General features: G+C 63.6%; 12 protein-coding genes. 10 read left to right on the top strand and 2 right to left on the bottom strand.

Annotated features, from left to right (window positions below; genetic code table 11):
* Both MIN45_RS01695 and MIN45_RS01690 read right to left on the bottom strand, forming a co-directional pair.
* Nucleotides 1-1,704, bottom strand: coding sequence for a VWA domain-containing protein (locus tag MIN45_RS01695; RefSeq protein WP_286292978.1), 1,704 nt, complete (start codon nucleotides 1,702-1,704; stop codon nucleotides 1-3).
* A gap of 70 nt (nucleotides 1,705-1,774) precedes the next feature.
* Nucleotides 1,775-2,404 (bottom strand): DUF2959 domain-containing protein, encoded by a 630-nt coding sequence (locus MIN45_RS01690; protein ID WP_286292976.1) that lies wholly within the window; start codon nucleotides 2,402-2,404, stop codon nucleotides 1,775-1,777.
* A gap of 107 nt (nucleotides 2,405-2,511) precedes the next feature.
* Between MIN45_RS01690 and mshL the strand changes: the two genes are divergently transcribed.
* The 10 genes from mshL to MIN45_RS01640 all read left to right on the top strand — a co-directional run bounded on the left by mshL (nucleotide 2,512) and on the right by MIN45_RS01640 (nucleotide 11,923).
* The gene (gene mshL / locus MIN45_RS01685; RefSeq protein WP_286292975.1) at nucleotides 2,512-4,080 is read left to right on the top strand and encodes a pilus (MSHA type) biogenesis protein MshL; all 1,569 of its coding nucleotides are present in this window, start codon (nucleotides 2,512-2,514) and stop codon (nucleotides 4,078-4,080) included.
* Entirely contained in the window at nucleotides 4,077-4,796 is a 720-nt protein-coding gene (locus MIN45_RS01680; protein ID WP_286292974.1) for a tetratricopeptide repeat protein, read from the top strand. Before mshL ends, MIN45_RS01680 begins: the two co-directional genes overlap by 4 nt.
* Nucleotides 4,793-6,490: a GspE/PulE family protein gene (locus MIN45_RS01675; RefSeq protein ID WP_286292973.1), complete on the top strand. Its 1,698-nt coding sequence runs from the start codon at nucleotides 4,793-4,795 to the stop codon at nucleotides 6,488-6,490. The genes MIN45_RS01680 and MIN45_RS01675 overlap by 4 nt, the downstream gene beginning before the upstream one ends.
* Before the next feature lies 1 nt (nucleotide 6,491).
* On the top strand, nucleotides 6,492-7,700 hold the full coding sequence (locus MIN45_RS01670; RefSeq protein WP_286292972.1) for a type II secretion system F family protein: 1,209 nt from the start codon (nucleotides 6,492-6,494) through the stop codon (nucleotides 7,698-7,700).
* Between the two features lie 122 nt (nucleotides 7,701-7,822).
* A complete protein-coding gene (locus MIN45_RS01665) occupies nucleotides 7,823-9,133 on the top strand; it encodes a hypothetical protein (RefSeq protein ID WP_286292970.1) in 1,311 nt (436 codons plus the stop codon).
* A 22-nt stretch (nucleotides 9,134-9,155) separates the two neighbouring features.
* A complete protein-coding gene (locus tag MIN45_RS01660) occupies nucleotides 9,156-9,737 on the top strand; it encodes a hypothetical protein (protein WP_286292968.1) in 582 nt (193 codons plus the stop codon).
* A complete protein-coding gene (locus tag MIN45_RS01655) occupies nucleotides 9,715-10,059 on the top strand; it encodes a hypothetical protein (RefSeq protein ID WP_286292967.1) in 345 nt (114 codons plus the stop codon). Before MIN45_RS01660 ends, MIN45_RS01655 begins: the two co-directional genes overlap by 23 nt.
* Nucleotides 10,052-10,621, top strand: a complete 570-nt coding sequence (locus MIN45_RS01650) for a type II secretion system protein (RefSeq protein WP_286292966.1) — start codon at nucleotides 10,052-10,054, stop codon at nucleotides 10,619-10,621. Before MIN45_RS01655 ends, MIN45_RS01650 begins: the two co-directional genes overlap by 8 nt.
* Nucleotides 10,593-11,267, top strand: a complete 675-nt coding sequence (locus tag MIN45_RS01645; RefSeq protein WP_286292965.1) for a prepilin-type N-terminal cleavage/methylation domain-containing protein — start codon at nucleotides 10,593-10,595, stop codon at nucleotides 11,265-11,267. The genes MIN45_RS01650 and MIN45_RS01645 overlap by 29 nt, the downstream gene beginning before the upstream one ends.
* Nucleotides 11,264-11,923 (top strand): PilZ domain-containing protein, encoded by a 660-nt coding sequence (locus MIN45_RS01640; protein ID WP_286292964.1) that lies wholly within the window; start codon nucleotides 11,264-11,266, stop codon nucleotides 11,921-11,923. The genes MIN45_RS01645 and MIN45_RS01640 overlap by 4 nt, the downstream gene beginning before the upstream one ends.
* Nucleotides 11,924-11,965 lie beyond the last annotated feature (42 nt).

Here is an 11,965-nt window from a genome sequence, read left to right as displayed (position 1 = left end):
TCAGGCCAGTCGTTGCAGCAGCGCTTCATGTCGTTTCCTGGTCCGGCGTTGCAGCCAGCGCCAGAGCAGAAAGCCGACGAGGGCGAGGGTCAGATTGGCGCCGCCGGCGATGGCGGCCGCAGCCCACCAGCGCCCGCTTTCCGTCTCCTCCTCCAGCAGTTCTTCTTCCAGGGCTTCCTCGTCCATTTCCTCCTCCGCCGTGGCTTCCTCTTCGGCGGGGGTTTCCTCCGGCTGCACTTCGAGGCTCAGGGGAGGGAAGGCGACCGGCAGGGAGTGTCCCTGGCTGTCTGTGGCTTCCACCTGCAGGTTGACGGTGACCGGGGTTTCTCCCACGGGAATCCTGCTTTCCCACTGGCCTTCGCCGATGGCTTGGAATGGCCGGCTGTCGCCGTTCCCCAACACGGCGGTGGCGTGAAAGCTGTGCAGATCGATCACCGTGGGATCGGGAATCAGGCGCAGCACGGCGTCTTCGCCGGGGCGGTGGGGCAGGGTGGTTTCCAGGCGCACCGGATTGGCGATGACCTCCACGCTCTGTTCCCAGCGGCGTTCGAAAGTCCTGCTGCTGGCGGTGACCTGTAGGGTGTAGGTGCCCGATTCCAGATCCGTCACCGTCTGGGTGTAGGTGCCCGTCTCCTCGCCCGGGAACAGGGGGACGGGTTCTGCCGCGGCGTCCCGTCGGAACTGGAAATCGACCAGGCGCAGGAAATTGGCCGCTGTGATGCGTTTGCCGTGCTCGGTCAGCTCGGCGACAAGGGAGAGGGAATCCCCGGCGAGCACGTAGTTGGGCAGGGGGGGCACTTTGAGCTTGAGATCGGTGACGATCATGACCTGGTTGTCGGGATCGGCCTTGGCCACCAGCTGCCATTCCCCGGGCATGGGGTTGGTGACGGTGACGAGATCGTAGCCGCTTTCCCGGTGCCAGCGAACGTTGTCGGGATGTCGGGCGGCGGTCCAGCGCTCGCCGCTGGGCTTGACCAGTTCGGTTTCCGGGCTGTCCGGCTGATGGAACACCAGCAAGGTGTATTCCCGCACGCTGGTGTCCACCTTGAACCGGTTTCCCTCCAGCGGTACGGCATCGCGGGGGAGCGCCTTCCTGAAAATCTTGAGAAAGACACGCTGCAACTGTTCGGCCGAGCGGGTGGTTTCGTTCCAGCCGTCGGTGGCCACCGCCAGCTGTTTGAGCAGCGCATGGTCGGCCTGGTCGGACAGGGCGATGGTGTAGAGGTGAACCTGCCGGTTTTGCAGTCCGGGCAGCAACCGGCCCAGCAGGCGCTCACGGGAGGCCTGGTCGGCGGCCGCATCGCCTTCCACGTCCACCATGCCGTCGGTGAGCAGGATCAGATGGCGGTGGCCGTCTTCGGGGGCTTTGTCCCAGCCGGCGGTGGCGGCTCGCAGGGCGGCCTCGATATCGGTGTGACGGCCGCGGGAATGGATCCTGGCGCTGGCGGCGGTCGCCTGCCGTTTCCAGGCGTCATCGACCAGGGCCGGCGGCAGCAGCGGTTCGGGGTGGTCGGCGAACAGCCATACCCCGGCGCGGGTCCCCGGCGGCAGCAGCTCCAGCAGCAGCTTGAGGGCCGGGACCCGCAGGTTCTGCGGGTCGGTCTGTTTCATGCTGCCGGAGACGTCGATGAGAACGCGCACCTCGTCGGCTGCAGAGACGGCGGCCGACCAGAGCAGAAGCAGCAGTACGGCAAGCGAACGCACGAATGGTCCATCCTTCGGTTTTTTACTGAAGCATAGACTAGAACGGTGAAAGCGGCGGAAACACCGCCGTTCAGCTTTGCTGCATGGCGCGGATGAAGGTGTCGGCCTCGGCGATGGCGCGTTCCATCTCCCGGATGAGACTGGCGACGTTGTCCTGAATCTGGTCCAGCTCTCCCTGCAGGGAGGCGATGGCGCGGGCGTTGAGATTGTGTTTGAGGAACAGCACCCGGTCGTGGAACATCGCCAGGACCGGGTCCATTTTGGCGGCGGCCCGTTTCATCGCCGTGATCAGGCGCCGGTAGCGGTGTTTGGTTTCCGCCAGCTGACGGGCGCTTTGGGCCCGCATGGCGGCGTTGTGGTACTGCCCGAGTTCTTCCTCCCACTCCTCGAACAGGGCTTCGGCCACGTCCTCGATGTCGGCGATGCGCCGCCTGACCGCCTCGGCCTTCTCCGCGCTGGCCTCGTAGGCGGCGTTCAGTTCCTCGTATTTGTCTTGCAGGTCGCCGCCGTGGAAGTCGGTCAGGGCGGCGAATTTCTCCAGTGCGGTCTTGAACTGTTCCTTGGTCTCCGCCTGCTCCTCCCGGGCCTTTTCGATCCGGTGGACCAGGATGTCGCGCTTGTGGAAGCCGATCTGCTCCATGGCCCCGTAATAGGCGGTGGAGCAGGACGTCAGCAGGAAAAGCAGGAACAGATAAGGCATGGCTGTGGCGTAGATGACAACGAGGGATCAGCCCGGACTATAGCCCATAGATCGGGAGGCGGGCAAGGCGTCTTGCAAACCTGCGGGACTGGACTACGTTTGTGGATATGAAAGGCAAAATTGTGATCGGGTTCCTGTTTACAGGTTTTTTGGCCGGTTGTGCCGGGCAGCAGGCGCTGGGGCCGCAACCGGCCCGCCATCTGCAGTCGCCTGCGGTGGCGGCGGGTGAGGCGCCGGTGCCGGTAACGCCATTGCCGCCGCTGCCGGAAGCGACGGGACGTCCTCCATCGAGGCGATTTTCCGCGGTGGTGACCGACGTGCCGGTACGCCGGTTCTTGTTTGCCCTGGCGCGTGACGCCCGATTGAATCTGGACTTGGTGCCCGGTGTGGAAGGTCAGGTGACCCTCAATGCCATTGACCAGACTCTGGAGCAGATCCTCGCCCGCATCGCTGATCAGTTGGGTCTGCGTTACCGGCTGCAAGGAAATTATCTCAAGGTAGAGCCGGATACTCCCTATTTCGAGCACTATCCCGTTCCTTACGTGAACATCGTCCGCGATAGCGTCAACCAGGTCAGCGTTTCCAACAAGATCGGAAGCGAGGACGAGGGACAGGACGGCGAAAGCGACAACGAATCCGCCACCAAGGTGGCCAGTCAGTCCAAGAATCATTTCTGGGATCGGCTGGTGGCCAACATCGCCGCCATCCTCGGGGTCGCGCTGCCGCAGCAGGGCGGTGGAAAAGCACCGGGACAGGCGCCGATCATCGCCCATCCCGAAAGCGGCCTGCTCAGTATCAAGGCCACCGCCCGCCAGCACCGCAAGATCCGCCGTTATCTGAATCAGGTTTTGCGCCGGGCGCAGCGCCAGGTGTTGATCGAGGCCACCGTGGTGGACGTGAGTCTCAACGACCGTTATCAGGCCGGGGTCGATTGGGAGGCGGTCAACGTCAAACTGGGCAGCGACAAGCGCAAGATCGACATCGTCCAGAACATGCTCGGGCAGGCCCTTTCCGGCCCGCCGGCGTTGACTGTCGCCTATGCCGGCAAGGATCTGGCCGCCACGGTCAAACTGCTGAGTGAATTCGGGGACACCCGGGTCATTTCCAGTCCCAAGCTGATGGTGGTCAACAATCAGACGGCGGTGTTGCGGGTGGTGGAGAACCAGGTTTATTTCACCGTCGAGGTGGACACCAATCAGACCCAGGGGGTCAGCGTCACCACCACCGAAACCACGCCTCATACGGTGCCGGTGGGTTTCGTGATGAGCGTCACCCCGGCCATCGACGACCAGGACAACGTGTTGTTGCACGTGCGTCCCACCATTTCCCGTATTACGGGTTTCGTCAAAGATCCGAACCCCATGCTGGCCCAGGCAGGCACCGAAAGCCAGGTGCCACGGATCGAGGTGCAGGAAATGGAGTCGATGCTGCGTCTCCATAACGGTCACATCGGTATCATCGGCGGGTTGATGCAGGACGATGTCGACCGCACGACCCAGGGCGTCATCGGACTCTCGAACATTCCCTATGTGGGGTCGTTGTTCAGTTACAAGAACGATCAAAGCCGCAAGTCCGAGCTGGTGATCTTCATTCGCCCCACAGTGATCCGCAGCGCCAGCCTCAAGGGGGATCTCAAGGATTACCGCGGATTTCTGAAGGCGACTTCGGCGCCATGAACAGGGTGAAGGTACTGCTGCTGTTGTTGGTGGTTTGGGGGGCATCGCCCGCTCAGGCTGACTGCCCGCCGCCGCTTGAAGAAAGCGCAGCCGAGGAGGAGATCCGTGCTGGTACCTTGAAGATCGTGCGTTCGCCCCGGGCGGAAACGGCGGCTTGCTGGGTCGGGCAGGGACGGGCGGCTTATGGGCGGGGGGATTGGAAGACGGCGTACCGGGCATTTTCCCAAGCCCTCAGGTGGCGGCAGGATGCCGTCGATGCCTGGTTGGGGCTGGCTGCGGCCGCCCTGAAACTGGGGCGCTGGGACGTGGCCGATCGGGGTTATCGCCAGGCGCTCGTGTTGCGACCGGGCGAACTGCTGGCACTGGCGGGCCTGGCGGTATTGCATCCGCAAGATGAGCCTCTGCTGGCGGCACTGGAACAGTCGGCTTCGGAGCGGAACGACACCGCCTGGTTGTACGCCGTGCTCGGCGACTTGTATGCTCGCCGCAACGACTGGCCAAGGGCCCAGCAAGCCTACTTCCATGCCCATCGCATCGATCTGACCCATCCGGATTACAGCTACGATCTGGCGGTGAGCCTGGATCACTTGGGACAGTATCGCCTGGCGCGCCGTTTCTACACCGAAGCCTTGCAGTCGGCCCGGCGGCGCAAGGCCGCCTTCGACCCGGAGGTAGCGGTCCGGCGCTTGCGCCAATTGGAGGAGGCAGCCCGGTGACCCAACAGAAGAAGCGCTTGGGGGAATTGCTGATCGAGGAAGGCATCCTCACGCCCGATCAGCTGGAGATCGCCCTGCTGGAACAGAAGAACAGCCCTGGGCGAGAGCCCTTGGGCAAGATCCTCGTCCGGCTCGGTTTCGTCACGGAAGAGGTCATCCGCGACCACTTGGGACGCTCTCTGGGGCAGGAAAGCGTCGATTTGAAGACCTGGGTGCCGGACGCCGAAGCCCTCAAGCTGATAGACCAGGAAACCGCTCGTCGTCTGCGGGTGGTGCCGATGGCCTATGACGCCGAGGCGGGCACGCTCAAGGTGGCAATGGTGGACGTATTCGACATCGTCACCCTCGACCGTCTTAGCGTGCTTCTGGGAGGACGGGTGGAAATCGAACCGGTGCTGGCCGGAGAAGCCGAACTGGAAGAGGCGATCGACCGCTTTTACGGCTACGAATTGTCCCTTGGCGGCATTCTCCGTGAGTTGGAAACCGGTGACCAGGAGACCGAGCTGGGGCTGGACGGCGAGCGCTACAGTCACCCGCTGGTGCGCCTGGTGGACGCTCTGCTGGCGGATGCGGTGCGCCAGGGCGCCTCCGATATCCACTTCGAGCCGGAGGAAGGCTTCCTCCGTATCCGTTACCGCATCGACGGGGTGCTGCATCAGGTGCGGGTGCTGCACAAGCGCTATTGGTCGGGCATGCTGGTGCGGCTCAAGGTGATGGCGCAGATGAATATCGCCGAAACCCGCAGCCCCCAGGACGGCCACATCCAGCTCATCGTCGCCGGCCGTGAGATCGATTTCCGCGCCGCCACCCATCCCACCCTTCATGGCGAAAACCTGGTGCTGCGCATTCTCGACAAGCGCAAAGGGATCGTGCCCCTGGACCGGCTAGACGTGGCCGCCGATACCCTGGCGCTCCTGAAAGCCATGGCCGGTCGCCCCGAGGGGCTGCTGCTGCTCACCGGGCCTACCGGCAGCGGCAAGACCACGACGCTCTATTCCCTGCTCGCTTACATCAACAATGAAGGGGTCAACATCATGACTCTGGAGGATCCGGTGGAATATCCGCTGCCCGGGGCGCGGCAGACTTCCCTGAATTCAGCGGCCAAGTTGGATTTCGCCGGCGGGATTCGTTCATTGTTGCGCCAGGACCCGGACGTGATCCTGGTGGGCGAGATCCGCGATCAGGAGACCGCTACCATGGCGCTTCGGGCCGCCATGACCGGACACCAGGTGTTTTCCACGCTGCATACCAACTCGGCCGTGGGGGCGCTGGTCCGCCTGCGGGACATCGGGGTTTCCACCGAGCTGATCGCAGGCAACCTCATCGGCGTCGTCGCGCAGCGTCTGGTGCGGCGGCTTTGTGCCAAGTGCCGCCGGCCGGTGCTCCCTTCCCTGGAGGATCAGGCCCGCTGGGGCTGGGAGCCGGATGAGGCCAGGGTCATCTATGAGGCCGGACGCTGCGCCGACTGTCGATTTCACGGATACCGGGGGCGTACTCTGATCATGGAGGCGATTCCCTTCGATGCCGAACTCGATGCCTTGGTGGCCAAAGGGGCGTCGATGCCGGAAATCGAACAGGCCGCCCGGCGTAAGGGCTACCGTTCGCTGGCCGAAGACGGCCTGCGCCAGGTGGCCGCAGGGGTGACCTCCCTGGCGGAGGTGCGCCGGGTGACCAATCTGACTCCGGCAGGATGAGATGCCCCGTTACCGCTATACCGCCGTCGATTCCCAAGGCAGCCGTTGCCATGGTCTGGCGGAGGCCGATAACGAGGACATGCTCGAAGCGCGCCTGAGCGCCCGGCGGCTGACCCTGATCCGCGCCCGGGTCGTGCGCGAGCGGCGCGGTTCTCCGGGTTTCAGGGCGCGGGTGGGGCGACGCGAGTTGATCCACTTTTGCTTCCAGTTGGAACAGATGGTCAATGCCGGTATCGGCGTGCTCGAGGCCCTGCGGGACTACGCCGAGACCCTGCCGCCGGGGAAGCTGCGTGACGTGGTCAGCGGGGTGGCGGAGAGAATCGAGGCGGGCAGCGCCTTCTCCGATGCGCTGGCCGCTTATCCTCAGGTGTTCTCGGCGCTGTTCGTCGACCTGATCCGTGCCGGGGAACATAGCGGTGAGCTGGGATCGGTGCTCGCCCATTTGACCGAATCCCTCAAATGGCAGGACGAGATGATCGCCCGCACCAAGAAGGCGCTCGCCTATCCTGCGTTCTCCAGCCTCATCGTTCTGGGAGCGGTGACTTTCATGATGGTGTATGTGGTTCCCCAGGTGACCGGCTTCATCCTGTCGATGGAAGGAGAGATCCCCTGGCATACCCGGCTTTTGATCGCCGTCTCCCACGCCATGGCGGCCTACTGGCCCTGGTTGCTCGGCGTGCCGGTAGCGTGCCTGGTGTTGGCGCGTTTCATCCTGGCCAGGAGCGCTTCGGCCCGTCTCCGGTTCGATGCCCTCAAACTGCGCCTGCCGCTGCTCGGACCGGTGCTGGAAAAGTTGGTCATGGCCCGCTTCGCGCATTACCTGGCCCTGCTGTTCCAGGCGGGGGTGCCGGTGCTGGAATGCTTCGAATTGTGTGTCGGCGTGGTGGGCAACGCCTGCGTGGCCAGGGGACTGGCCCAGGCCCGGGAGGCGATCGCCCGCGGCGAGGCGGTCAGCCAGGCGCTGGAGGATACCGGTCTGTTCCCCCGTCTGGTGATCCGCCTGATCAAGATCGGCGAGCGCACCGGCGATCTGGGAAAGGCGCTGGCCAATGTGGATTATTTCTATCACCGCAATGTGGACGAAGCCATCGAGCGTATGCAAGCCCTGATCGAACCGACGCTCAACCTGCTTATCGGCGCTCTCATGGGCTGGGTGATGCTCTCGGTGATGGGGCCGATTTACGATCTCATCAGTCAACTGGAGTTCTGATGGCCTGGGTGCTGTATCTCGGCAACGACTGTCAGCGGTTGTATCGGACCGGCCTGGGTCGTTGGGCGTGCGTATGGGAAGGCCGGGAAGCTCCGGCTCGGCGTCCCCCTGCTTGGAAATCGGTGCGAAAGCTGAGGCTGGTGGTGGACCTGATCGAAGAGGAGTTCCGTCTGGAGCATTTACCCCATGTGGGCGGCAGGGACCATCAGGCATTGGCCAGGCGCAGGGCGCGTCAGCTGTTCCAGGATGTGGCTTGGGTGCGGACTGAGAAATTGGGGCGAGAGTCTTCCGGGCGGCGCGACGATCAGATGTTGTTCACCGCCATTCGTGGCTCCCGGGTGCTGGAAGGATGGTTGGCATGCCTAGCGGACTGGCGGGTGCAGGTCTTGGGGCTCTGGTCGCTGCCGCAGCTGGTGGAAGATGCGCTGTTGCCGAAGCGTTTCGAGGGGTTGCGGCTGCTGGTTTATGCCCATGCCGAAGCCCTGGCCTTGCGCCACGATTTCATCCGGGGCGGACGGCTTGCCTTCAGCCGCCTGACCCTGGTCTCCCGCCGGGAGGCGCTGGTGGAGGAGGTCGTCGAGGAGAGCGATCGCACCTGGCGCTATCTGAGCCGCCTGCTGCATCTTCCGGAGGAGAAGAAGATTCAGTTTGCGGCCGCGCCGGCCCTGCTTGAGGAACTCGCTGCAGCCACCGAAGCCCCCGGTTGGCAGGTGGAAGAATATCCGCTGGCGGCAAACGACCTGCCCGGTGCGGCCGCCTGCCTGCTGGGGAGACAGATCTGGCGGCGACCCCATTATTATCGCTGTCGGCAAGGCGCGGCGTTTTTCCCCGCCGGCGCCTATGGCGTGTCCCTGTTGGCGCTGCTGGGATCGGGCCTCTATGCCGGATATGCCTGGGAGCGGTCGCAGACGCTGGCGCAGGAAGCCGCGCGTTTGGCGCGCGAGCAGGGGGCGCTGCGGCGCAGTCTGGAACGCATGCCCCCCGTTCCTTCGGTGGATGGCTTCACCCCCCGGCAGATAGAGGATTTTCTGACGCGTTACGACCGCCTCCGGCAGGAGCGCATCACGCCGGAGCGCGTGTTGGAACCCTTGGCGCAGGTGCTGGACCGCTTTCCCCGCTGGACGCTGACCGATCTGGTCTGGGAGCCGGAAAAGCAGGGGGAGGAAGAAGAGGAAGAGGAGATGCGCGTGATCTTGACCCTGACCCATCCTTCCACCGCAGATCCGCGCCGTCTTGCCCTTGGCCTGAACCACCTGCTTCAGGCGCTGGCGAGCCAGCCCGGATTGACCGCCGCCCGGTTGCTGGAAAGCGATCCGCCCCTGACGGAGGGGGTTTCCCTGTCCGGGGAAATCGGTGCCGGGCAGGAAGGAAATGCAGGGATGGCGACCTTCAAGATTCAAGTTTCCCTGGTTTCTGCCGATGAAGGGGAGTAGGAAACGCTGGTTTCCCTGGGTCGTGGCGCTGACAGCACTGACGGTCGCGGGAATGGTGGGTTATGGCGCCTGGGGGCGGTTACAGCGGGCCGAAGACCAGCTGCGGCGTCAGCAACATGTGCTGGAATCATTGGAAGATACCCTGGAAGAAAGGACCGAAGCTCTGGCCATCGTTGAATCCTCCGGGGCGCGATTTCAGCGCTTGTGGCCCCGAAGCGGCGGGAGCGGCAGGCGTCTGGACTGGATCGCGACGGTCGAAGCGCTGGTGCCGGAACTGCAGGTGCCGGTACTGAAATATACCCTGAAACCGCAGGCATCCATTGAAGAGCAAGAAGGCATTCGGTTGTGGCGCGTCGATATCGATTTGCAACTGGGGCTGGTGCATGAAGGTATCTTGCTGGCTTTTTGGCAGGCGTTGGAATCGTCGAATCTCGGGATCTTCGACCTGCGTGCCTGCCGGATCGTTCGCCGCAGCGACCCGCCGGCCCCGTTGGCGGTCAATCTGGAGGGTAGATGCCAGTTGGAGTGGTATGGGTTTTCCCGTTATGAAACCGATAAGAACGACGCTGATGATGGGCCTGATGATCCTGCAGACGGCCCCTGAGGTGCAGGCGCTGGGACGGCTGTTCTTCACCCCGGCTCAACGCCAACAGTTGGAATCCTCTCCTGTTTCACCAGAGGCTGGGGAGGCTGCCGCAGCGGTCGGATTGCGCGCCAACGGCTGGCTACGGGCGGAAGGCAGGCAGCCGTTGTTCTGGTTCGATGGGCGGCTCTATCGGGAGGGAGAGCCGGCGTTGCGTCCCAGATTGGAAGCAGGCGCCGAGACGCTGTTGTGGCGCGGCCGCCGTCTCCGGCTGCGCCCCGGACAGACGGCCCGTTTGCGGGCTGGCGGCGCCCTGGTCGTGAAGGATCTGACGGATGAATAGGCAGACGGGTTTTTCCCTGGTGGAGATGGCCATCGTGCTGACGGCGTTCGGCCTGATGATGGGGGGGATGCTGGTTCCCCTGGCCAAACAGTCCCGGTTCCAGAAGGAACGGGAAGCCAAACGGCAGCTGGCCGTCATCACCGAAGCGCTGTACGGCTATGCCCTCATCCATGAAACGCTTCCCGGCCCTGTCGGCAAAGACACGCTTCCCTGGCAGGCGTTGGGCGTCCCGGAGACCGATCCCTGGGGGCGTCCCTGGCGCTACCGGACCGCGCCCAAGACCAATCCCTGCGATCCAGGAAACGACATTCGGGTGAGAGACGAAAAGGGCGCTTTGGCGGCGCAGGTAACGGCGGTCGTGGTTTCGGAAGGCAGGTTCCGCTACGACAGCGGAGCCGAGCGGGAAAACCGCGACGGGGACGCCGATTTCGTCAAGGCGTTCCCCCGGCCGGAGCGCTTCGACGACGTCGTCGCCTGGGTGAACCCCGCCGTGTTGAAGAACCGGGCGGTTCTGGCAGGGCTGTGTGCGAAAGATGGAGCAGAAAGTGGTCAGGGAGGCTGATCCGTTAATCGTCATTCTGACAATCAAAGAGGTGAGTACGATGAAAACGAGCTTGGGAACGAAAGGCGGGCAGGGTGGCTTCACGCTGGTGGAAATCGCCATCGTGCTGGTCGTCGTCGGATTGCTGCTCGGCGGCGTCATGAAAGGCCAGGAGATCGTCAAGAACGCCAAGATCGCCAGTCTGCAAAACGCCGTCAAGGAGGTCTCCGCGGCGGTGCTGGCTTACCAGGACCGCTACAAAGCCTTGCCGGGCGATGACAAAAAGGCTTCGGAGCATTTGGGGATAGACAAGAGATTCAATGCCGGAAAAAATGGAGGTGATGGTTACATCAATGGGAAGTGGAACAGTACGAATGAAAGCGATGAATCCCGCCTGTTCTGGAAGCATCTGCGGGCGGCCGGATTGCTGGCGGGATCGGGCACGGATCAGCCGACTCATGCTTTTGGGGGGTTGATGGGGATCCAGCATAGCGTCTGGAACATGCGTGGTCCTGTGCTTTGCTTTCAGGGGGTTCCCGGGGATGTGGCAACCATTCTGGATAACAAGCTCGACGACGGCAAGGCCAACTCTGGTGATGTTCGGGTCAGCATCGAAGACGCGGCTTACCACCTGGAAAAGACCTATGTGCCTTGTGTAAGGTTATGAGCGATCAACGCCACGATCCTCGGCTTCCTCTGCCGGGCTTGCAGGTTGAAGTCCACCGCAGCGGCTGGAAACCTGCTTCCGCTCAGCAGTGGTGTCGCCTGGAGGATCTGAGCCCGAACGGCATGGCGTTCGTCGCCCATCATGACGATCTGAAGCCCACCGCCAGGGTAGGCTTCAGATTACGGGTCAGTGGCTGTGAGGTGGAAGGCCGGGCAGTGATCTGTTACCGGCGTCAGCAGGCCGCCGGGTTGTGGCGTTATGGCGCGATGTTTTTGAGCGTTACGCCGGAAGTGGAAGAACTGCTGCGCGAGGCCGAACAAGACCCGGCGGAAGTGAAGGCGGCGGCCCGCTCGATGGCTGAGGAAATGGTGTTGGCAGGCTGCCGTGACGCCGGGGAACGCGAGCTGCTGCGCCGTCAATGGCTGCTGCGGGAGGCGGTCGATGCCTGGCTGGGCCGGTTGGCGGAATTGAACCATCGCCTGCCGGCGCAGGTGCTGGTGGATCGTCAGGGCGCGGTGCGCATCGACGGCCCGGAGCCGCTGACCATCGCCGCCGTGCCGGGCCGCAGCGGCTATGCCAGCGCCCAGGGGCAGTATTTCGCCACCGTGTTCGACGTGTTGGAATATCTGCGCCAGACGCTGGGGAAGCAGGTTTAGGCCTTCGGCCGGACCACTTCCGCTACCGACATGTCGGGTCGT

The sequence above is a fragment of the Methylomarinovum tepidoasis genome (genome assembly GCF_030294985.1).
In the GTDB taxonomy this organism is placed as follows: domain Bacteria; phylum Pseudomonadota; class Gammaproteobacteria; order Methylococcales; family Methylothermaceae; genus Methylohalobius; species Methylohalobius tepidoasis.
The sequence above is the reverse complement of the archived record's forward strand: the minus strand, read 5'-3'. Positions and strand labels throughout refer to the sequence as shown.

What these genes read in the sequence shown, in the direction of transcription:
- mshL (WP_286292975.1), top strand. Translation starts at nt 2,512, where the DNA reads ATGAAAGGCAAAATTGTGATCGGGTTCCTGTTTACAGGTTTTTTGGCC.
- MIN45_RS01640 (WP_286292964.1), top strand. Translation starts at nt 11,264, where the DNA reads ATGAGCGATCAACGCCACGATCCTCGGCTTCCTCTGCCGGGCTTGCAG.
- MIN45_RS01650 (WP_286292966.1), top strand. Translation starts at nt 10,052, where the DNA reads ATGAATAGGCAGACGGGTTTTTCCCTGGTGGAGATGGCCATCGTGCTG.
- MIN45_RS01690 (WP_286292976.1), bottom strand. Translation starts at nt 2,404, where the DNA reads ATGCCTTATCTGTTCCTGCTTTTCCTGCTGACGTCCTGCTCCACCGCC.
- MIN45_RS01655 (WP_286292967.1), top strand. Translation starts at nt 9,715, where the DNA reads ATGATCCTGCAGACGGCCCCTGAGGTGCAGGCGCTGGGACGGCTGTTC.
- MIN45_RS01680 (WP_286292974.1), top strand. Translation starts at nt 4,077, where the DNA reads ATGAACAGGGTGAAGGTACTGCTGCTGTTGTTGGTGGTTTGGGGGGCA.
- MIN45_RS01670 (WP_286292972.1), top strand. Translation starts at nt 6,492, where the DNA reads ATGCCCCGTTACCGCTATACCGCCGTCGATTCCCAAGGCAGCCGTTGC.
- MIN45_RS01645 (WP_286292965.1), top strand. Translation starts at nt 10,593, where the DNA reads ATGGAGCAGAAAGTGGTCAGGGAGGCTGATCCGTTAATCGTCATTCTG.